At 51.9% G+C, this 21,722-nt stretch carries 19 protein-coding genes; 16 read left to right on the top strand and 3 right to left on the bottom strand.

The window, feature by feature from the left end; translation table 11 throughout:
* Nucleotides 1-47: 47 nt before the first annotated feature.
* Nucleotides 48-1,250 (bottom strand): acetate kinase, encoded by a 1,203-nt coding sequence (gene ackA / locus AACS05_RS16350; protein WP_045445600.1) that lies wholly within the window; start codon nt 1,248-1,250, stop codon nt 48-50.
* 339 nt (nt 1,251-1,589) lie between these two features.
* Between ackA and yfbV the strand changes: the two genes are divergently transcribed.
* From yfbV to AACS05_RS16330, 4 genes are all read left to right on the top strand, one after another.
* Nucleotides 1,590-2,045, top strand: coding sequence for a terminus macrodomain insulation protein YfbV (gene yfbV / locus AACS05_RS16345; RefSeq protein WP_045445597.1), 456 nt, complete (start codon nt 1,590-1,592; stop codon nt 2,043-2,045).
* An 82-nt stretch (nt 2,046-2,127) separates the two neighbouring features.
* Nucleotides 2,128-2,622, top strand: coding sequence for a YfbU family protein (locus AACS05_RS16340; RefSeq protein WP_045445594.1), 495 nt, complete (start codon nt 2,128-2,130; stop codon nt 2,620-2,622).
* The gene (locus AACS05_RS16335; RefSeq protein ID WP_075261759.1) at nt 2,615-3,292 is read left to right on the top strand and encodes a sugar phosphatase; all 678 of its coding nucleotides are present in this window, start codon (nt 2,615-2,617) and stop codon (nt 3,290-3,292) included. Before AACS05_RS16340 ends, AACS05_RS16335 begins: the two co-directional genes overlap by 8 nt.
* 77 nt (nt 3,293-3,369) lie before the next feature.
* Entirely contained in the window at nt 3,370-5,202 is a 1,833-nt protein-coding gene (locus AACS05_RS16330; protein WP_045445588.1) for an SLC13 family permease, read from the top strand.
* 69 nt (nt 5,203-5,271) lie between these two features.
* Here the strand turns inward: AACS05_RS16330 and yfbR are convergent, their stop codons facing one another.
* Complete coding sequence (gene yfbR, locus AACS05_RS16325) at nt 5,272-5,871, bottom strand: 5'-deoxynucleotidase (RefSeq protein WP_045445585.1); 600 nt, start codon at nt 5,869-5,871, stop codon at nt 5,272-5,274.
* 84 nt (nt 5,872-5,955) lie between these two features.
* Nucleotides 5,956-7,173, bottom strand: coding sequence for an alanine transaminase AlaA (gene alaA / locus AACS05_RS16320; protein WP_003028082.1), 1,218 nt, complete (start codon nt 7,171-7,173; stop codon nt 5,956-5,958).
* Between the two features lie 926 nt (nt 7,174-8,099).
* Here alaA and lrhA point away from each other — a divergent pair.
* The 12 genes from lrhA to nuoL all read left to right on the top strand — a co-directional run bounded on the left by lrhA (nt 8,100) and on the right by nuoL (nt 21,676).
* Nucleotides 8,100-9,038, top strand: coding sequence for a transcriptional regulator LrhA (lrhA, locus tag AACS05_RS16315; RefSeq protein WP_045445582.1), 939 nt, complete (start codon nt 8,100-8,102; stop codon nt 9,036-9,038).
* Between the two features lie 626 nt (nt 9,039-9,664).
* Nucleotides 9,665-10,108, top strand: a complete 444-nt coding sequence (gene nuoA / locus AACS05_RS16310; protein ID WP_003028077.1) for an NADH-quinone oxidoreductase subunit NuoA — start codon at nt 9,665-9,667, stop codon at nt 10,106-10,108.
* A gap of 15 nt (nt 10,109-10,123) precedes the next feature.
* Nucleotides 10,124-10,786, top strand: a complete 663-nt coding sequence (gene nuoB / locus AACS05_RS16305) for an NADH-quinone oxidoreductase subunit NuoB (RefSeq protein WP_003028075.1) — start codon at nt 10,124-10,126, stop codon at nt 10,784-10,786.
* An 85-nt stretch (nt 10,787-10,871) separates the two neighbouring features.
* Nucleotides 10,872-12,674: an NADH-quinone oxidoreductase subunit C/D gene (nuoC, locus tag AACS05_RS16300; protein WP_075261760.1), complete on the top strand. Its 1,803-nt coding sequence runs from the start codon at nt 10,872-10,874 to the stop codon at nt 12,672-12,674.
* Between the two features lie 2 nt (nt 12,675-12,676).
* Entirely contained in the window at nt 12,677-13,177 is a 501-nt protein-coding gene (gene nuoE, locus AACS05_RS16295; RefSeq protein ID WP_003028069.1) for an NADH-quinone oxidoreductase subunit NuoE, read from the top strand.
* Nucleotides 13,174-14,511, top strand: coding sequence for an NADH-quinone oxidoreductase subunit NuoF (gene nuoF, locus AACS05_RS16290; RefSeq protein ID WP_003839356.1), 1,338 nt, complete (start codon nt 13,174-13,176; stop codon nt 14,509-14,511). The genes nuoE and nuoF overlap by 4 nt, the downstream gene beginning before the upstream one ends.
* Nucleotides 14,512-14,715: 204 nt before the next feature.
* Nucleotides 14,716-17,442: an NADH-quinone oxidoreductase subunit NuoG gene (gene nuoG, locus AACS05_RS16285; RefSeq protein ID WP_045449731.1), complete on the top strand. Its 2,727-nt coding sequence runs from the start codon at nt 14,716-14,718 to the stop codon at nt 17,440-17,442.
* Nucleotides 17,439-18,416 carry an NADH-quinone oxidoreductase subunit NuoH gene (nuoH, locus tag AACS05_RS16280; RefSeq protein WP_003028063.1) on the top strand — a complete coding sequence of 326 codons (978 nt, stop codon included), beginning with the start codon at nt 17,439-17,441 and terminating at the stop codon, nt 18,414-18,416. The genes nuoG and nuoH overlap by 4 nt, the downstream gene beginning before the upstream one ends.
* Before the next feature lie 14 nt (nt 18,417-18,430).
* Complete coding sequence (gene nuoI, locus AACS05_RS16275; RefSeq protein ID WP_005129470.1) at nt 18,431-18,973, top strand: NADH-quinone oxidoreductase subunit NuoI; 543 nt, start codon at nt 18,431-18,433, stop codon at nt 18,971-18,973.
* A gap of 11 nt (nt 18,974-18,984) precedes the next feature.
* Nucleotides 18,985-19,539 (top strand): NADH-quinone oxidoreductase subunit J, encoded by a 555-nt coding sequence (gene nuoJ, locus AACS05_RS16270; RefSeq protein ID WP_045445570.1) that lies wholly within the window; start codon nt 18,985-18,987, stop codon nt 19,537-19,539.
* Nucleotides 19,536-19,838, top strand: coding sequence for an NADH-quinone oxidoreductase subunit NuoK (gene nuoK / locus AACS05_RS16265; protein ID WP_000612644.1), 303 nt, complete (start codon nt 19,536-19,538; stop codon nt 19,836-19,838). The genes nuoJ and nuoK overlap by 4 nt, the downstream gene beginning before the upstream one ends.
* Complete coding sequence (gene nuoL / locus AACS05_RS16260; protein ID WP_045445564.1) at nt 19,835-21,676, top strand: NADH-quinone oxidoreductase subunit L; 1,842 nt, start codon at nt 19,835-19,837, stop codon at nt 21,674-21,676. Before nuoK ends, nuoL begins: the two co-directional genes overlap by 4 nt.
* The last annotated feature ends 46 nt before the right edge of the window (nt 21,677-21,722 follow it).

Below are 21,722 nucleotides of genomic sequence, written 5' to 3'. Positions count from 1 at the left end.
GTGGCGGGTTACAAAACAGCACCGCCAGCTAGGCTGGCGGTGTGAAATCAGGCAGTCAGACGGCTCGCGTCTTGCGCGATAACCAGTTCTTCGTTGGTTGGGATAACCACCGCAGGACGGGTACCTTCTTTGTTGATGAAACCAGATTTGCCGAAACGTGCGGCCAGGTTACGTTCGTGGTCAACTTCAAAGCCCAGAACGCCCAGTTTGCCCAGAGACAGTTCGCGAACCATCGCTGCGTTCTCACCGATACCACCGGTGAAGACAACTGCATCCAGACGACCATCCATCAGCGCAGTGTAAGAACCGATGTATTTCGCCAGACGGTGGCAGTAAACGTCCATTGCACGTTTAGCGTCTTCTTTGGTGGTGTAGTTGTCTTCAACATAACGGCAGTCGCTGGTGACTTCGGTCAGGCCCAGCAGGCCGGACTCTTTAGTCAGCATTTTGTTGATAGCGTCAACGCTCATGCCCAGCGTGTCGTGCAGGTGGAAGATGATCGCCGGGTCGATGTCACCGGAACGTGTACCCATCACCAGACCTTCCAGCGGGGTCAGACCCATGGAGGTATCAACACATTTACCGTTACGGATAGCAGAAACAGAACCGCCGTTGCCCAGGTGGCAAGTGATGATGTTCAGTTCATCAACCGGTTTGTTCAGCATTTTTGCCGCTTCCTGAGTTACGAAGAAGTGGCTGGTACCGTGCGCGCCGTAACGACGAACGCCGTGTTCTTTGTACAGGCTGTACGGCAGGGCGTAGAGGTAAGATTCTTCCGGCATAGTCTGATGGAACGCAGTGTCAAACACAGCCACGTTTTTATCTTTCAGATTCGGGAAGGATTTCAGCGCTTCAGCAATACCGATCAGGTGAGCCGGGTTATGCAGCGGTGCGAAAGAGGCAGAATCTTTGATGCCCTGGATAACGGAATCGTCGATAACCACGGAGCTGGTATACTTCTCGCCGCCGTGTACGATACGGTGACCAATTGCGGTCAGTTGCGCAGACAATTCCGGTTTTTGTGCCAGAATAGTGTTAACGATGAAGTTCAGCGCTTCACTGTGAGCGGCGCCTGCACCTAAAGCCGCTTCTTGTTTACCGCCGTCCATTTTCCACTTGATACGTGCTTCTGGGAGATGGAAACATTCGGCTAAACCAGAAAGGTATTCTTCACCGTTTACTGCATCGATGATGGCAAATTTCAGTGAGGAGCTACCGCAGTTCAGAACCAGTACTAACTTACTCGACATGGAAGTACCTATTTATGATACGTGGCTAAAAAAACGTCAGGGAGTCATAGAGCGTAGCGCATGATGACACCGACGTTTATGATTAACATCATGCACCATTGTCTTTTTGGGCACGATGGAATAAATACCTTTGAGTCTATGTCATTTTGCGTAATTTTCAGCCAATGGCATACTGTATGCCAGTTTGACGACTCAATGATTTTGGACTAAAGGCCTTACAGGCCGACACAGGATACCTGATTGTGGGTATCGAAGACAAAATGTTTTGAACGATGTCCTCTGTAGTTGTTGTTTTGCACAAATTTTTTAAATTTTATATGTGAAGTTGAGGTAACCGCCATGTCGACACCGGATAATCGCTCCGTAAATTTTTTCAGTTTGTTTCGCCGGGGGCAGCACTACGCAAAGACGTGGCCGATGGAAAAGCGCCTTGCGCCAGTATTTGTTGAGAACCGCGTGATTCGCATGACGCGTTATGCTACCCGTTTTATGCCGCCTATCGCCGTATTTACCTTATGCTGGCAAATTGCGCTGGGGGGGCAGTTGGGACCGGCTGTGGCGACCGCATTGTTTGCGCTTAGCCTGCCGATGCAGGGTATGTGGTGGTTAGGTAAACGTTCTGTCACGCCGTTGCCACCATCCATACTCAACTGGTTCTATGAGGTTCGGGGAAAATTACAAGAGGCCGGACAAGCGCTGGCACCGGTGGAAGGAAAGCCGGATTATCAGGCGCTAGCTGACACGCTTAAGCGCGCCTTCAAACAACTGGATAAAACTTTTCTTGATGATTTGTAATTGACCCCGGATTACGCATATAAAAGAAGGCACAAGATGCCTTCTTTTTTTCATTGCAGCAGTAGTGGTACAGGAGTCCCAAATGGAAATGACCAACGCTCAACGTCTTATTTTGTCCAACCAGTACAAAATGATGACTATGCTCGATCCTGGTAATGCCGAACGCTATCGTCGTTTGCAGACGATTATTGAGCGCGGTTACGGTTTGCAGATGCGCGAGCTTGATCGTGAGTTTGGCGAGCTGACGGAAGAAACCTGTCGCACAATTATCGATATTATGGAGATGTATCATGCATTGCACGTCTCCTGGACTAACCTTAAAGACGCGCAGACTATTGACGAACGTCGCGTCACGTTCCTCGGCTTTGATGCCGCAACGGAAGCGCGCTTCCTGGGATACGTTCGTTTTATGGTCAATGTAGAAGGGCGTTATACCCATTTTGATGCGGGTACGCATGGCTTCAACGCCCAGACGCCAATGTGGGAAAAATATCAGCGCATGCTGAATGTCTGGCACTCTTGCCCGCGTCAGTATCACCTGAGCGCGAACGAAATTAACCAAATCATTAATGCCTGAGGGGGCGAGCGTGCAGTGCAAAGGCTTTCTGTTTGATCTGGATGGAACGCTTGTCGATTCCTTACCAGCAGTAGAACGTGCATGGTGTAACTGGGCCGATCGTTTTGGCCTTGATCACGACGAAGTGCTGGGCTTTATTCATGGCAAGCAGGCGATAACCTCTCTGCGGCACTTTATGGTCGGGAAATCCGAAGCGGAGATCGCAGCGGAGTTTACGCGCCTGGAGCAAATAGAGGCGACTGAGACTGACGGGATCATCGCACTACCCGGGGCGGTTGATTTACTGAATCACCTCAATAAAGCGGGGATCCCGTGGGCGATAGTGACCTCCGGATCAATGCCGGTGGCGCGGGCACGTCATCGTGTCGCGGGTCTGCCGGCCCCTGAAGTGTTTGTCACTGCCGAACGGGTAAAAAGAGGTAAGCCGGAGCCAGATGCATATCTTTTGGGAGCGCAACTGCTCGGCCTTGCACCGCGAGAGTGTGCTGTTGTAGAGGATGCGCCAGCTGGTGTGCTCTCTGGTCTGGCGGCAGGGTGTCATGTTATTGCCGTGAATGCCCCCGCAGACACACCGCGTCTGGATGAGGTCGACTTTTCGCTGACCAGTCTGGAACATATTTCCGTGACCAAACAACCTAACGGAAATGTGAGCGTTGTAAGAAATACCTGATCGTGATTTAGCCCCAGATTGTTGGGGCTTTTTTATGGCAGAATCGGTCTATCCCTCTCATTTAACAAGGATATGTTGTGAACGGTGAATTGGTATGGGTTCTCTCATTGTTGGCTATCGCCGTCGTTTTGTTTGCAACTGGCAGAGTGCGTATGGACGCGGTCGCTTTGCTGGTTATTATTGCCTTTGTTCTGAGTGGAACACTGAGCATCACAGAAGCTTTTTCCGGTTTTAGCGATCCTAACGTTATTTTGATAGCGGCCTTATTTATTATTGGCGACGGCCTGGTGCGTACCGGGGTGGCGACGGTGATGGGGGCCTGGTTGGTTAAGGTCGCCGGCAGTAGCGAAGTCAAAATGCTGGTGCTGTTGATGATAACCGTTGCCGGTCTCGGGGCATTTATGAGCTCTACCGGCGTGGTCGCCATTTTTATTCCGGTTGTCTTAAGCGTATCCATGCGCATGCAAATATCCCCCTCACGCCTGATGATGCCGCTGAGCTTTGCCGGATTGATCAGCGGGATGATGACGTTGGTGGCAACACCACCTAACCTGGTCGTTAACAGTGAGTTGCTGCGTGAAGGGCTTAACGGCTTCAGTTTCTTCAGCGTTACGCCTCTGGGGCTGGTTGTTCTCGTACTCGGCATTATTTATATGCTGTTGATGCGTTTTATGCTCAAAGGGGACGTTGCCGGGCAGCAGGGTGACGGATGGAAACGCCGGACCTTTCGCGATCTCATTAAAGAATATCGCCTCACCGGGCGTGCCCGTCGGCTGGCTATTCGTCCTGGATCGCCGATGATTGGCCAGCGCCTGGATGACCTTAAATTACGTGAACGTTACGGGGCGAATGTGATTGGCGTTGAACGCTGGCGTCGCTTTCGTCGCGTTATCGTGGACGTTAACGGGGTTTCTGAGTTTCGGGCGCGTGATGTTTTGTTGATAGACATGTCCGCTGCCGATGTGGATTTGCGTGAATTTTGTAGCGAACAACTGCTGGAGCCAATGGTGCTGCGTGGTGAATATTTCTCCGAACAGGCGCTTGATGTTGGCATGGCTGAGATTTCACTGATCCCGGAATCGGAGTTAATTGGTAAAACGGTACGGGAAATAGGATTTCGTACCCGTTATGGGCTGAATGTTGTTGGATTAAAGCGTGATGGTACTGCGCTTGCCGGGGCGGTTGTGGATGAGCCGCTGCTGATGGGGGATATTATTCTGGTAGTGGGAAACTGGAAGGTCATTGCCTTGATGGGGAAAAAGGGGCGTGACTTTGTGGTGCTGAATATGCCAGTGGAAGTGAGTGAAGCTTCCCCGGCACACAGTCAGGCACCGCATGCGATTTTTTGCCTGGTTCTTATGGTCGCTCTGATGCTGACCGATGAAATACCTAACACGGTTGCCGCTCTCATCGCGTGCCTGCTGATGGGCAAATTCCGTTGTATTGATGCTGAGAGCGCGTATAAAGCGATTCACTGGCCGAGTATTATCTTGATTGTCGGGATGATGCCTTTTGCGCTGGCCCTGCAAAAAACAGGCGGTGTCGATCTGGTGGTGAAAGGGTTGATGGACGTCGGTGGAGGGTATGGCCCGTACATGATGCTGGGTTGCCTGTTCGTACTGTGTGCAACCATTGGATTATTTATCTCAAATACCGCGACGGCAGTTCTGATGGCACCAATTGCGCTGGCGGCAGCGAAGTCTATGGGGGTTTCGCCGTATCCTTTTGCGATGGGGGTTGCGATGGCGGCATCCGCGGCCTTTATGACGCCGGTCTCCTCACCGGTCAACACGCTGGTGCTGGGACCGGGAAACTACACTTTCAGCGACTTCGTGAAGATTGGTGTGCCATTTACGGTTATTGTCATGGCGGTGTGCGTAGTAATGATCCCGATGCTGTTCCCGTTTTGACGGATGGTATGGCCCGGTGGCGTTGCGCTACCGGGCCAACAACGCCTTTACGCTATCTGGCAACGCGTCTTATAGCGGAGAATCCTGACTAATCTCGTCAAGAGATAAGTGGAAACTTGGCACGAACATATCCATAAAATAATCCATCTCTTCGCTACGACGTGACTCCAGTGTTTTTTCCAGTCGTGTTTTCGCCAGCAAAAATTCGTTGTTACCGGCCGAGAGTTCCTCCAGACACTTCAGATAAGCGCAAAGGGCATCGGCCTGTTTAACAATAGATTTCTCTTCATCGCTGTAAGCGTGTTCATCAATTAATGGCGCAAAAATATCACGCAGCTCATCTGGGACCATATCGACCAGCTTCTGCTGGGCAATTTTCTCAATGGCTTTATATTCCTGAGCGATTTGCGAGTTGAAATATTTAACCGGGGTAGGGAGATCACCGGTCAGCACTTCGGAAGCATCGTGGTACATCGCCAGCAGGGCAATGCGTTCGGCATTAACCTGACCACCAAATTTACGATTCTTGATAGCGGCCAGCGCATGAGCAACCATCGCAACCTGCAGGCTATGCTCAGACACATTTTCGGTGCGCACGTTGCGCATCAATGGCCAGCGATTAATGAGCTTCAGACGGGAGAGGTGGGCAAAAAAATGGCTCTGCTTCATAACGACCCTTACTCAGTGACTTCAGTAAAGGTATTGTGCGCAGAGAGTGCCGCCGGATGCAAATCCCGGCGGCGCTCAACGTTATTACAATTGACGATAGCCTGACAGGAAACGTTCGAATTTACTCAGCGACATTTCGATATCGTCAATACGCGGCAGCGTTACGATACGGAAGTGGTCCGGCCACGGCCAGTTGAATGCGGTTCCCTGTACCAGCAGGACTTTTTCCTGGAGCAGGAAATCGAGCACCATCTTCTGGTCGTCATGAATATTGAACCGCTTCGCATCAATTTTTGGGAACATATACAGTGCGCCGCGCGGTTTGACGCAGGAGACGCCGGGAATATCGTTCAGCAATTCCCAGGCACGATTGCGCTGTTCGTACAAGCGTCCGCCCGGCATGATGAATTCGCTAATGCTTTGGTAGCCTCCCAGTGCGGTCTGGATGGCATGCTGTGCAGGAACGTTGGCGCACAAACGCATAGATGCCAGCATTTCAAGACCTTCGATATACCCTTTGGCATGTTTCTTCGGTCCATTCAGCACCATCCAGCCCTGGCGGAAACCAGCAACACGGTAGGTTTTTGACAGGCCGTTAAAGGTGATGGTCAGCAGGTCCGGAGCCATTGCGGCGATCGAATGGTGCTCGGCGTCATCATAGAGGATCTTGTCGTAAATTTCGTCGGCAAAGATAATAAGATTGTTCTGGCGAGCAATCTCAACAATCTCCATCAGCAGTTCTTTGGAATAAACGGCACCGGTGGGGTTGTTCGGGTTGATGATGACGATCCCACGCGTGCGTGGGGTGATTTTGGCGCGAATATCATCCAGATCCGGGAACCAGTCTGAAGACTCATCGCACAGGTAGTGCACGGCGTTACCGCCGGAGAGCGATACCGCAGCTGTCCACAGCGGATAATCGGGCGCAGGTACCAGCATTTCGTCCCCACTGTTCAACAACGCCTGCATCGCCTGGACTATCAACTCGGAAACGCCGTTACCAATATAGATGTCTTCGACGGTAACATCGCGCATCCCACGAGCCTGGTAATGTTGCATGATCGCTTTACGGGCGGAATAAAGGCCTTTGGAGTCGCAATATCCCTGCGCTGTTGGTAAATTGCGGATCACATCAACCAGAATCTCATCTGGCGCTTCAAATCCGAATGGCGCGGGGTTGCCGATATTCAGTTTCAGAACTTTATTGCCTTCTTCTTCCAGGCGCTTTGCTTCCTTCAGAACCGGGCCACGAATGTCATAACAGACATTTTCTAATTTGCTGGATTTTTCAATGGGGGACATGAATCTTGACCTTTTTAGCTGTGAATGCCACTCCCTGCCGTGGAAGTCAGCACAGAACAATGTACTCCCACGACGGTGAGTTTTGAAGGGTCTTTAGTAGAAGATTTCGATCCGGCATGAAGTTATAATTCACTGTTAACGACTAATTAATATATTAATTATAGTGCTTAATTCTATTAATAATGTATTTAATGGGTTTTTATTTTGTAGTTATCCTTTGGTGATGGTGATTTGTCTGGTTAAAAATAGTTAGATGGGCCAGGCGGTCTGCAATCGTCTCATCACTCAAATGGCGTAATTCGAAAATACTGAGTCCTGATGCTGTCCGACTGTTATCGGTATGATCCGCCAACGGCAGGGTGTGAATCTATTGTTAAGTATAATTAATGAATAGTGTCAGTCTTAATTAATTATTATTTAATATTTAAACAGCATTTATTGAATGCGTTAATAATAGTAAAAGCGCAAGTTCAAGATAACACCATTTTGCTTCGAATTATTCACGATAACACTTATAAATATAGTGGTTTTAGGTTAAGATAAGTCTCATGAAATGGTGTGCGGTACGTGTTTTGCGATAATTCTCATGTTGGTTGATTGTTTCTAACATACTGAAAATTTGGCTTTTAATGTGTAAATTAATGTTTGCTAACTATTTTCAATATTTACAAAATTTACATGTTTCCCCATTAGTCAGAATCATTCAAAAGCTAAAAAATTGACTGTTTCTCGTTACTATATTCCGATTAGAGTCCCGGATATTATAAAGCGCAGAAAGAGAATTGTTTCGTTTGTACACCAAATACATCCTTATTTTCACTTGGTTACACTAAGTGAAACTGCGAGGGAAGCACATTACAAATGGAATTGTTTGTTTCTGAATGCACAGCATTAACCCGGTATGACCCGCGAGTAAGTGAAAAATTATGATAAATGCAAATCGTCCGATAATTAACCTCGACCTCGATCTGCTGAGAACCTTCGTTGCTGTTGCCGACCTGAATACCTTCGCGGCTGCGGCTGCTGCGGTATGTCGCACACAGTCTGCGGTGAGTCAGCAAATGCAACGCCTTGAACAACTAGTGGGGAAAGAGTTGTTCGCGCGCCATGGTCGCAACAAACTGCTGACTGAACATGGTATTCAGCTTTTGGGTTACGCCAGAAAAATACTGCGTTTTAATGATGAGGCCTGCTCATCATTAATGTTTAACAATCTTCAGGGAGTGTTAACTATCGGCGCTTCCGATGAATCGGCCGATACAATACTGCCTTTCCTGCTCAATCGAATAAGCTCGGTATATCCGAAGCTTGCTCTTGATGTGAGAGTGAAGCGTAACGCTTACATGGTGGATATGTTGAAGTCGCAGGAAGTGGATCTGGTGGTCACCACCAACCGTCCAGGTGATTTTGAGTGCCTGAATCTGCGTACCTCACCGACACACTGGTATTGCGCGGCTGAGTATATCCTGCAAAAAGGCGAACCAGTTCCTCTGGTTCTGCTCGACGATCCTAGTCCGTTTCGGGATATCGTACTGGAGACACTGAATGCCGCACAGATCCCGTGGCGTCTGGCCTATGTAGCATCAACATTACCAGCGGTTCGTGCTGCGGTGAAAGCGGGACTGGGCGTCACTGCTCGTCCGGTAGAAATGATGAGTCCGGACCTGCGCGTTCTCGGGGCTGTGGACGGGCTACCGCCGTTACCTGAAACGGAATACCTGTTGTGCTGCGATCCCACCACGAAAAATGAATTGGCTCAGGTTATCTTTAAGTCGATGCAGACATATCAAAACCCCTGGCAATACAACCAGTTTACTCCCGAAGGGGGAGATGATTCGCTGATCGTTGAAGGTGACTTTGAGTAATGTGTCACAAATAATCGTTATAAAATGTAAGTGTAAAAAAGAGCCGCTAATGGTGAAAAAACATCCAGCGGCTCTTTTTTTATACAAATAATGGCGCTTGATACCATTTTGTATACTAAAACTTAACAAAATCAGCCGGTAAAAAACCTGCCTTAAAATTGAATAAAAAACAAACAACAGGAGTGTCATCTGTTTCTATGTTAAAAAACTAGAGAAATTGTTGCTGTTTTTTATGGTGAATTAACAAAAGCGTGTCACAGATCAAGAAAATACTCCCATTTAGGGGGAGGCATCTGAGTGAAATCCTGTCAAAATAGAGCAGTATTATCTTTTTTACTTCACTACGGACACGATTCAACAACATTGAAAATGACTAATGAAACGATCGAAATTAGTCTAAACAGCACTTTATGTTAATGAAATTGGATTGGTGTAAAATAATGTGAGGGAACTTTTGTTAAAGTTGACAAAAGGTTATAGAAAGGAGTAAAAAACCCCATCAATTGGCTGTTTAAATGATTTTCTACAGTGATTGTAAGGTTTTTTTTATTCCTCCCCATGAATCGATGTGGCGTTCATCTGCCGAAAAGAGCAGAGAATTTGGCGCTACTTTTGATGAGTAAGCAATGAGTATGTCAACATCCACTGAAATCATCGCTCATCACTGGGCATTCGCTATCTTTCTTATTGTTGCCATTGGCCTGTGCTGCCTGATGCTTGTTGGCGGCTGGTTTTTAGGTGGTCGCGCGCGCGCGAGATCTAAAAACGTGCCGTTTGAATCAGGTATCGACTCGGTCGGCACCGCCCGCCTGCGCCTGTCTGCCAAGTTTTATCTGGTAGCCATGTTCTTCGTTATCTTCGACGTTGAAGCGCTGTATCTGTTCGCATGGTCAACTTCTATCCGTGAAAGCGGCTGGATTGGCTTTGTGGAAGCTGCAATTTTTATTTTTGTGTTACTGGCAGGTCTGGTTTATCTGGTGCGTATTGGCGCGCTGGACTGGACGCCCGCGCGTTCACGCCGCGAGCGTATGAACCCGGAAACGAACAGTATCGCTAATCGTCAACGCTAACCGCGAGGCATTAAGATGGATTATACGCTCACCCGCATAGATCCTAACGGTGAGAACGACCGTTACCCCCTGCAAAAACAGGAGATCGTAACCGACCCCCTGGAGCAAGAAGTTAACAAAAACGTGTTCATGGGCAAACTGCATGACATGGTTAACTGGGGCCGTAAAAACTCAATTTGGCCATACAACTTTGGCCTTTCCTGCTGCTACGTTGAGATGGTGACCTCGTTTACCGCCGTGCATGATGTGGCCCGCTTTGGTGCGGAAGTACTGCGTGCCTCTCCGCGTCAGGCTGACCTGATGGTTGTGGCCGGAACTTGCTTTACCAAAATGGCCCCGGTTATTCAGCGCCTCTACGATCAGATGCTGGAACCAAAATGGGTTATTTCCATGGGCGCATGCGCTAACTCCGGCGGTATGTACGATATCTACTCTGTCGTGCAGGGCGTTGATAAATTTATTCCGGTAGATGTGTACATCCCGGGATGTCCGCCGCGCCCGGAAGCGTATATGCAGGCGCTAATGCTGCTGCAAGACTCCATTGGCAAAGAACGCCGTCCGCTCTCCTGGGTGGTTGGCGATCAGGGCGTTTATCGCGCCAATATGCAGTCAGAGCGCGAGCGTAAGCGCGGCGAACGTATTGCTGTAACGAATCTTCGTACACCAGACGAGATTTAATATGCGCCTGTCGGCAGCAGCACTTCCTTCGCTTATTACTACATAAATAGCGCGAAGCACTGCCGACCACCACGGACCATTTGCAATGGTGAACAATATGACCGACTTAACCGCGCAAGAAGCTGCATGGCAGACACGGGATCATCTCGATGACCCGGTCATTGGCGAACTGCGCAACCGTTTTGGGCCGGATGCCTTTACCGTTCAGGCGACTCGCACCGGGGTACCCGTTGTTTGGGTCAAGCGTGAACAATTACTGGAAGTTGGCGATTTCTTAAAGAGACTGCCGAAACCTTACGTCATGCTGTTTGACTTACACGGCATGGACGAACGTCTGCGTACGCACCGCGAAGGGTTACCTGCCGCGGATTTTTCCGTTTTCTATCACCTGATCTCCATTGAACGCAATCGCGATATCATGCTCAAGGTGGCATTGTCTGAAAACGATCTACGCGTACCGACTTTCACTAAACTGTTCCCGAACGCTAACTGGTATGAGCGCGAAACCTGGGAAATGTTTGGCATCGATATCGAAGGCCACCCGCACCTGACTCGCCTGCTGATGCCTCATACCTGGCAGGGACATCCGCTGCGTAAAGATTACCCGGCGCGTGCCACTGAATTCGATCCGTTTGAGCTGACCAAAGCCAAGCAGGATCTGGAAATGGAATCACTGACCTTCAAACCTGAAGAGTGGGGCATGAAGCGTAGTACCGAAAATGAGGACTTTATGTTCCTCAACCTCGGTCCTAACCACCCGTCTTCTCACGGTGCATTCCGTATTGTTCTGCAGCTTGATGGCGAAGAAATTGTCGACTGTGTGCCTGACATCGGTTACCACCATCGTGGTGCTGAAAAGATGGGTGAACGTCAGTCCTGGCACAGCTACATTCCGTACACTGACCGTATCGAATATCTCGGCGGCTGCGTCAACGAAATGCCTTATGTGCTGGCGGTAGAAAAACTGGCGGGCATTACCGTACCGGATCGTGTCAACGTGATCCGCGTAATGCTTTCCGAACTGTTCCGTATCAATAGCCACCTGTTGTATATCTCGACGTTTATTCAGGACGTCGGCGCAATGACTCCGGTATTCTTCGCCTTTACCGACCGTCAAAAAATCTATGACGTGGTGGAAGCGATCACGGGTTTCCGTATGCACCCGGCCTGGTTCCGTATTGGCGGTGTTGCGCACGATCTGCCGCGCGGTTGGGACAAACTGCTGCGTGATTTCCTGGACTGGATGCCGAAGCGTCTGGATTCTTACGAGAAAGCGGCGCTGCGTAACACCATCCTGAAAGGTCGTTCGCAGGGCGTTGCCGCTTACGGCAAGAAAGAAGCGCTGGACTGGGGTTGTACCGGTGCCGCGTTGCGTGCGACAGGTGTTGATTTCGACGTGCGTAAATCACGTCCGTACTCTGGCTACGAAAACTTTGACTTTGAAGTGCCGGTTGGTGGTGGTGTATCCGACTGCTATACCCGCGTAATGCTGAAAGTTGAAGAACTGCGTCAGAGTCTGCGCATCCTTGAGCAGTGCCTCAACAACATGCCGGAAGGCCCGTTCAAAGCGGATCACCCGCTGACCACGCCGCCACCGAAAGAGCGCACGCTTCAACATATCGAAACCCTGATCACCCACTTCCTGCAAGTATCGTGGGGTCCGGTCATGCCGGCGAACGAGTCCTTCCAGATGGTTGAAGCGACCAAGGGTATCAACAGTTACTACCTGACCAGCGATGGCAGCACCATGAGTTACCGTACTCGTATCCGTACGCCGAGCTTTGCGCATCTGCAGCAGATCCCGGTAGCGGTACGTGGCAGCCTGGTGTCCGACCTGATCGTCCATCTGGGTAGTATCGATTTTGTTATGTCAGATGTGGACCGCTAATTATGCACGAGAATCAACAACCACAAACCGAGGCTTTTGAGCTGAGTGCGGCTGAGCGTGAAGCGATTGAGCACGAGAAGCACCACTACGAAGACCCGCGTGCGGCGTCCATTGAAGCGCTGAAAATTGTTCAGAAGCAGCGTGGCTGGGTGCCGGATGGGGCGATCTATGCGATCGCTGACGTGCTGGGTATCCCGGCAAGCGACGTTGAAGGTGTTGCGACATTCTACAGCCAGATCTTCCGCCAGCCAGTTGGCCGCCATGTGATCCGCTATTGCGACAGCGTGGTGTGCCATATCAACGGCTATCAGGGGATCCAGGCCGCGCTTGAGAAAAAACTCAACATCAAGCCGGGGCAGACGACCTTTGACGGTCGCTTTACGCTGCTGCCAACCTGTTGCCTGGGGAACTGCGATAAAGGGCCAAACATGATGATCGATGAGGACACTCACGCTCACTTGACCCCGGAAGGCATCCCCGAACTGCTGGAGCGGTATAAATGAAAGACATTATCCGTACTCCCGAAACACATCCGCTGACCTGGCGTCTGCGTGATGACAAACAGCCAGTATGGCTGGACGAATACCGTAGCAAAAACGGCTACGAAGGTGCGCGTAAAGCCCTGACAGGGCTGTCACCGGATGAAATCGTCAACCAGGTAAAAGACGCTGGCCTGAAAGGGCGCGGCGGCGCGGGCTTTTCCACAGGTCTTAAGTGGAGTCTGATGCCGAAAGACGAATCCATGAACATCCGTTACCTGCTGTGTAACGCGGATGAAATGGAGCCGGGTACCTATAAAGACCGTTTGTTGATGGAACAACTGCCGCACCTGTTGGTGGAAGGTATGTTGATCTCTGCGTTTGCGCTGAAAGCGTACCGTGGTTACATCTTCCTGCGCGGTGAATATATTGAAGCGGCTGTGCATCTGCGCCGTGCGATTGCCGAAGCAACCGAAGCGGGTCTGCTTGGCAAGAACATCATGGGCACCGGTTTCGACTTCGAACTGTTCGTGCATACCGGGGCAGGGCGTTACATCTGTGGTGAAGAAACCGCACTGATTAACTCCCTCGAAGGTCGCCGTGCTAATCCGCGCTCGAAGCCGCCGTTCCCGGCAAGCTCTGGCGCATGGGGTAAGCCGACCTGCGTTAACAACGTCGAAACCTTATGTAACGTGCCGGCAATTCTCGCCAACGGCGTGGAGTGGTACCAGAACATTTCGAAGAGCAAAGACGCTGGCACCAAGCTGATGGGGTTCTCCGGTCGCGTGAAAAACCCGGGATTGTGGGAACTGCCCTTCGGCACCACCGCGCGTGAAATTCTTGAAGACTACGCTGGCGGCATGCGTGATGGCCTGAAGTTTAAAGCCTGGCAGCCGGGCGGCGCGGGAACCGACTTCCTGACCGAAGCACACCTTGACCTGCCGATGGAATTCGAAAGTATCGGTAAAGCGGGGAGTCGTCTGGGTACCGCGCTGGCAATGGCTGTCGATCACGAGATTGGCATGGTACCGCTGGTGCGTAACCTGGAAGAGTTCTTTGCCCGTGAATCCTGCGGCTGGTGTACGCCGTGTCGTGACGGTCTGCCGTGGAGTGTGAAAATTCTGCGTGCGCTGGAGCGTGGTGAAGGCCAGCCTGGGGATATCGAGACACTTGAGCAACTGTGTCGTTTCCTCGGTCCGGGTAAAACCTTCTGTGCACACGCACCGGGTGCGGTCGAACCGCTGCAGAGCGCCATTAAATATTTCCGCGAAGAATTCGAAGCTGGCATCAAGCAGACCTTCAGCAATACCCATGCAATTGGTGGTATTCAGCCGAACCTGCTTAAAGAGCGCTGGTAATAGCGGTATTGGCGTTTTGCGATACCTGAGAAAAAATTTCGATTAATGCCTAAAAAATAACCGAGACCTTCGCGCTGTGGCAAGGCAGCAACAGAGCGAGTCCCAGGAGTTTAGTGAACTAAATGACTGGGGGAGCGATGGCAGCCAATACAGCCAGAGTGTGAAGGATGAAGGTTATTTAGGCCAACTGGAAGCATGCTGACTATGGCTACGATTCATGTAGACGGCAAAGAATATGAGGTCAACGGAGCGGACAACCTGCTGGAAGCTTGTCTGTCTCTCGGCCTTGATATTCCGTACTTTTGCTGGCACCCGGCGCTGGGAAGCGTCGGTGCTTGCCGCCAGTGTGCGGTGAAGCAATACCAAAACGCGGAAGACACGCGTGGTCGCCTGGTGATGTCTTGTATGACACCGGCCACCGAAGGCACCTTTATTTCTATTGACGACGAAGAAGCGAAACAGTTCCGTGAGAGCGTGGTGGAATGGTTGATGACTAACCACCCACATGACTGTCCGGTCTGCGAAGAGGGGGGGAACTGCCACCTTCAGGATATGACCGTAATGACAGGTCATAGCTTCCGTCGCTACCGCTTCACTAAGCGTACTCACCGCAACCAGGATCTGGGGCCATTCATCTCTCACGAAATGAACCGCTGCATTGCCTGCTACCGCTGCGTACGCTACTACAAAGATTATGCAGATGGCGCGGATCTGGGCGTATATGGCGCACATGACAACGTCTACTTCGGTCGCCCGGAAGACGGTACGCTTGAAAGCGAATTCTCCGGCAACCTGGTAGAGATCTGCCCGACCGGCGTATTCACTGATAAAACGCACTCCGAGCGTTATAACCGTAAATGGGACATGCAGTTTGCGCCAAGCATCTGCCAGCAATGCTCCATTGGCTGTAACACCAGCCCGGGTGAGCGCTACGGTGAACTGCGTAGAATCGAAAACCGCTACAACGGTACCGTTAACCACTACTTCCTCTGCGACCGTGGTCGTTTTGGCTATGGTTACGTGAACCTGAAAGACCGTCCGCGTCAGCCGGTACAGCGTCGCGGCGATGATCTGATTACCCTTAATGCCGAGCAGGCGATGCAGGGCGCGGCAGATATTCTGCGTCAGTCGAAGAAAGTCATCGGCATCGGTTCCCCACGAGCCAGCGTCGAGAGCAACTTCGCGCTGCGTGAACTGGTGGGTGCGGAAAACTTTTATACCGGTATTGCTCAGGGCGAACTGGAACGTCTGCAACTGGCACTGAGCGTGCTGCGTGACGGTGGTATTCATACGCCTGCACTGCGCGATATCGAATCGTATGATGCGGTACTGGTACTGGGCGAAGATGTTACCCAGACCGGCGCGCGTGTTGCGCTGGCAGTTCGTCAGGCTGTGAAAGGCAAAGCACGTGAGATGGCTGCGGCGCAAAAAGTCGCTGACTGGCAGATTGCGGCAATCCTTAATATTGGTCAGCGAGCCAAGCATCCGCTGTTCGTGACCAACGTTGACAGCACTCGTCTGGATGATATCGCAGCATGGACTTACCGTGCGCCGGTTGAAGATCAGGCGCGGTTAGGCTTTGCTATCGCTCATGCGTTGGACAACAACGCGCCAGCGGTTGAGGGCATCGACCGTGACCTGCAGAACAAAATCGACGTCATCGTTCAGGCTCTGGCTGGTGCTAAGAAACCGCTGATTATCTCCGGTACTAACGCCGGTAGCGCAGAAGTGATTCAGGCGGCGGCTAACGTGGCGAAGGCGCTGAAAGGTCGCGGCGCTGACGTAGGCATTACCATGATTGCTCGCTCCGTGAACAGTATGGGTCTGGGCATGATTGGCGGCGGATCTCTTGAGGATGCGCTGACTGAGCTGGAAACCGGTCGTGCTGACGCGGTGGTGGTGCTGGAAAACGACCTGCATCGTCATGCAAGTGCGACTCGCGTTAACGCCGCACTGGCGAAAGCGCCTCTGGTGATGGTTGTTGACCATCAACGTACGGCGATCATGGAAAATGCTCACCTGGTGCTTTCTGCCGCAAGCTTTGCTGAGAGCGATGGTACGGTCATCAACAACGAAGGTCGCGCACAGCGCTTCTTCCAGGTGTATGACCCGTCCTACTACGACAGCAAAACAATTATGCTGGAGAGCTGGCGTTGGCTGCATTCGTTGCACAGCACTGTGCAAAACCGCGAAGTGGACTGGACGCAACTCGATCACGTTATTGACGCTGCCGTTGCCGCACTGCCGCAGCTGGCAGGCATCAAAGATGCTGCGCCGGACGCGAGCTTCCGCATCCGTGGACAGAAACTGGCACGTGAGCCGCACCGTTACAGCGGTCGTACCGCAATGCGCGCCAACATCAGCGTACACGAACCGCGTCAGCCGCAGGATAAAGACACCATGTTCGCTTTCTCAATGGAGGGGAACAACCAGCCGGATGCGCCGCGTTCACAGATTCCGTTTGCCTGGGCTCCAGGCTGGAACTCCCCGCAAGCGTGGAACAAGTTCCAGGATGAAGTGGGCGGTAAACTGCGTCATGGCGATCCGGGTGTGCGTCTGATTGAAGCGTCAGAAGGCGGTCTGGACTACTTCACTACCGTTCCGGCGAGCTTCCAGGCGCAGGATGGTCAGTGGCGTATTGCACCTTACTATCATCTGTTTGGCAGCGACGAAATGTCCCAGCGCGCACCGGTCTTCCAGACGCGCATGCCGCAGCCGTACATTAAACTCAACCCGGCGGATGCCGCGAAGTTGGGCGTAAATGTCGGTACGCGAGTTTCCTTTAGCTACGATGGCAATACGGTGACACTGCCGGTTGAAATCTCTGAGGGATTATCGGCAGGGCAGGTTGGTTTGCCGATGGGGATGCCTGGCATCGCACCGGTACTGGCAGGCGCGCGTCTTGAGGATCTGCAGGAGGCACAACAATGAGTTGGATTACACCCGATCTGATTGAGATCCTGCTGAGCATTCTCAAAGCGGTAGTGATCCTGCTGGTGGTGGTCACCTGCGGGGCATTCATGAGCTTTGGTGAACGTCGTCTGCTGGGTCTGTTCCAGAATCGTTACGGACCGAACCGTGTTGGCTGGGGCGGTTCGCTCCAGCTGGTCGCGGACATGATCAAAATGTTCTTTAAAGAAGACTGGATCCCGAAATTCTCGGATCGCGTCATCTTTACTCTGGCACCGATGATCGCCTTCACCTCTCTGTTGCTGGCTTTTGCAATTGTGCCAGTCAGCCCGAACTGGGTGGTTGCTGATCTGAACATCGGGATCCTGTTCTTCCTGATGATGGCGGGTCTGGCCGTTTACGCGGTACTGTTCGCCGGTTGGTCAAGCAACAACAAATACTCGCTGCTGGGTGCGATGCGTGCTTCTGCGCAGACGCTCAGTTACGAAGTGTTTCTCGGACTTTCCCTGATGGGCGTGGTGGCGCAAGCCGGTTCATTCAATATGACCGACATCGTCAATAACCAGGCTGATATCTGGAACGTTATTCCGCAGTTCTTTGGTTTTGTCACCTTTGCCATCGCGGGTGTGGCGGTGTGTCACCGTCATCCGTTTGACCAGCCGGAAGCCGAGCAGGAACTGGCCGATGGTTACCACATTGAATACTCCGGTATGAAATTCGGTCTGTTCTTTGTGGGTGAGTACATTGGTATCGTCACCATTTCTGCGCTGATGGTTACCTTGTTCTTCGGTGGCTGGCATGGCCCGTTCTTACCGCCATTCGTCTGGTTCGCGCTGAAAACCGCGTTCTTCATGATGATGTTCATTTTGATTCGTGCGTCGTTACCGCGTCCTCGTTATGACCAGGTAATGTCCTTCGGCTGGAAAGTCTGCCTGCCGCTGACGCTCGTCAACTTGCTGGTAACGGCGGCTGTCATTCTCTGGCAGGCGCAATAAGGGACACAAAGACCATGACCTTAAAAGAATTGTTAGTAGGCTTCGGCACCCAGGTACGCAGTATCTGGATGATCGGCCTGCATGCGTTCGCGAAACGCGAAACGCAGATGTACCCGGAAGAGCCGGTCTATCTACCACCCCGTTTTCGCGGACGTATCGTGCTGACGCGCGATCCTGACGGTGAAGAACGCTGCGTGGCCTGTAACTTGTGTGCGGTAGCGTGCCCGGTGGGCTGCATCTCGCTGCAAAAAGCAGAAACCAAAGACGGACGCTGGTATCCGGAGTTTTTCCGCATCAACTTCTCACGCTGCATTTTCTGCGGCCTGTGCGAAGAAGCCTGTCCGACAACGGCAATTCAGCTTACCCCAGACTTTGAACTGGGTGAGTACAAGCGCCAGGACCTGGTTTACGAGAAAGAGGATCTGCTGATCTCCGGTCCGGGCAAATACCCGGAATATAACTTCTACCGGATGGCAGGTATGGCAATCGACGGCAAAGATAAAGGCGAAGCTGAGAACGAAGCCAAGCCTATCGACGTCAAGAGCCTGTTACCGTAAGGAGAGGGGCAATGGAGTTCGCTTTTTATATCTGTGGCCTGATAGCCATTCTCGCAACCTTGCGGGTGATCACCCATACCAATCCGGTACACGCACTGCTGTATCTGATTATTTCGCTGCTGGCGATTTCTGGGGTGTTCTTCTCGTTAGGTGCTTACTTTGCGGGTGCGCTGGAAATTATCGTTTATGCGGGCGCCATCATGGTGCTGTTCGTGTTCGTGGTAATGATGCTGAACCTCGGCGGTTCTGAAATTGAACAGGAACGTCAGTGGCTGAAACCACAAGTATGGATTGGCCCGGCAATTCTGTCGGCCATCATGCTGGTGGTCATCGTTTACGCCATTCTGGGTGTTAATGATCAGGGCATCGACGGTACGCCAATCAGCGCGAAAGCAGTCGGTATTTCCCTGTTCGGACCTTATGTTCTGGCGGTTGAGTTGGCTTCGATGCTGCTGTTGGCTGGTCTGGTTGTGGCCTTCCACGTCGGTCGCGAAGAGCGTATGGGTGAAGTGCTGAGCAACCGCACCGACGATCGCGCGAAAAGAAAAACGGAGGAGCACGCATGATCCCCTTACAACATGGATTGATCCTCGCTGCGATTTTATTCGTGCTGGGCTTAACCGGTCTGGTTATCCGCCGCAATCTGCTGTTTATGCTGATCGGGCTGGAAATCATGATTAACGCTTCTGCGCTGGCCTTTGTGGTCGCGGGTAGCTACTGGGGCCAGACCGATGGTCAGGTGATGTATATCCTCGCCATCAGTCTCGCGGCTGCTGAAGCGAGCATCGGACTTGCGCTGTTACTGCAACTTCATCGCCGTCGCCAGAACCTGAACATCGATTCAGTAAGTGAGATGCGTGGATGAACATGCTTGCCTTAACCATTCTTCTGCCATTTATTGGCTTTGTATTACTGGCGTTTTCTCGTGGTCGTTGGTCAGAAAATCTGTCCGCTACCGTAGGGGTTGGGTCGATTGGCCTGGCAGCGCTGGTGACTGCGTTTGTTGGCGTGGATTTCTTCGCCAACGGTAAACAGGCATTTAGCGTTCCGCTGTGGACGTGGATGTCTGTTGGCAACTTTAACATCGGTTTCAACCTGGTGCTGGACGGCCTGTCACTGACCATGCTTTCTGTTGTGACCGGCGTGGGGTTCCTGATCCACATGTTTGCTTCCTGGTATATGCGCGGTGAAGAGGGATACTCTCGTTTCTTCGCCTACACCAACCTGTTTATCGCCAGTATGGTTGTTCTGGTACTGGCTGATAACCTGTTGTTGATGTACCTCGGTTGGGAAGGCGTGGGCCTGTGCTCCTATCTGCTGATCGGTTTCTACTACACCGATCCGAAGAATGGCGCTGCGGCAATGAAAGCCTTCGTGGTGACCCGTGTCGGTGACGTGTTCCTGGCGTTCGCGCTGTTCATCCTCTACAACGAGCTGGGCACGCTGAACTTCCGCGAAATGGTTGAACTGGCGCCTGCGCACTTTGCAGATGGCAATAACATGCTGATGTGGGCAACGCTGATGCTGCTGGGCGGTGCGGTCGGTAAATCGGCGCAGTTGCCGTTGCAGACCTGGCTTGCTGACGCGATGGCTGGCCCGACGCCTGTTTCCGCGTTGATCCACGCCGCAACGATGGTTACCGCGGGTGTTTACCTGATTGCGCGTACCCACGGCCTGTTCCTGATGACGCCGGAAATCCTGCACCTGGTTGGGATTATCGGAGCTATCACGCTGGTGCTGGCAGGTTTCGCGGCGCTGGTGCAGACCGACATCAAACGCGTTCTCGCCTATTCCACCATGAGCCAGATTGGCTACATGTTCCTGGCGCTTGGTGTTCAGGCGTGGGATGCGGCGATTTTCCATCTGATGACGCACGCCTTCTTTAAAGCACTGCTGTTCCTGGCATCCGGCTCGGTTATCCTTGCCTGCCACCACGAACAGAACATCTTCAAGATGGGCGGCCTGCGTAAGTCTATTCCGCTGGTGTATCTCTGCTTCCTGGTCGGTGGCGCAGCGCTGTCGGCTCTGCCGCTGATTACCGCGGGCTTCTTCAGTAAGGATGAGATTCTTGCCGGTGCTATGGCGAACGGTCATATCAATCTGATGGTTGCAGGTCTGGTCGGCGCGTTTATGACCTCTCTGTACACCTTCCGTATGATTTTCATCGTGTTCCACGGGAAAGAACAAATTCACGCTCACGCAGGGAAGGGGATTACCCACCACCTGCCGCTGATTGTACTTATGATCCTGTCCACCTTCGTTGGTGCGTTGATTGTGCCTCCGCTGCATGGCGTGCTCCCGGCAACAACTGAGCTTGAGCATGGTCGCGTGATGACGCTGGAAATTACCTCCGGCATCGTAGCGATTGCGGGCATCCTGATTGCAGCCTGGCTGTGGTTGGGTAAACGTACTCTGGTGACCTCAATTGCCAACAGTGCGCCGGGTCGCCTGCTGGGAACCTGGTGGTATAACGCCTGGGGCTTTGACTGGCTGTATGACAAAGTATTCGTCAAGCCGTTCCTGGGCATAGCCTGGTTGCTGAAACGCGATCCAATGAACTCGATGATGAACATTCCGGCGATCCTGTCTCGCTTCGCAGGTAAAGGCCTGCTGTTGAGCGAAAATGGCTATTTGCGCTGGTATGTTGCATCCATGAGCATTGGCGCGGTTGTCGTGCTGGCACTGTTGATGGTACTGCGTTGAGTTTGAGGATTGCGGTTGTTTTGCCCGGTGGCGTTAAAACCGCAAT

The sequence above is a fragment of the Citrobacter sp. S-77 genome (genome assembly GCF_963864895.1).
Classification (GTDB): Bacteria; Pseudomonadota; Gammaproteobacteria; order Enterobacterales; family Enterobacteriaceae; genus Citrobacter; species Citrobacter murliniae.
Note: the sequence above shows the minus strand (reverse complement) of the source record. Positions and strands in the feature narration are given on the sequence as shown.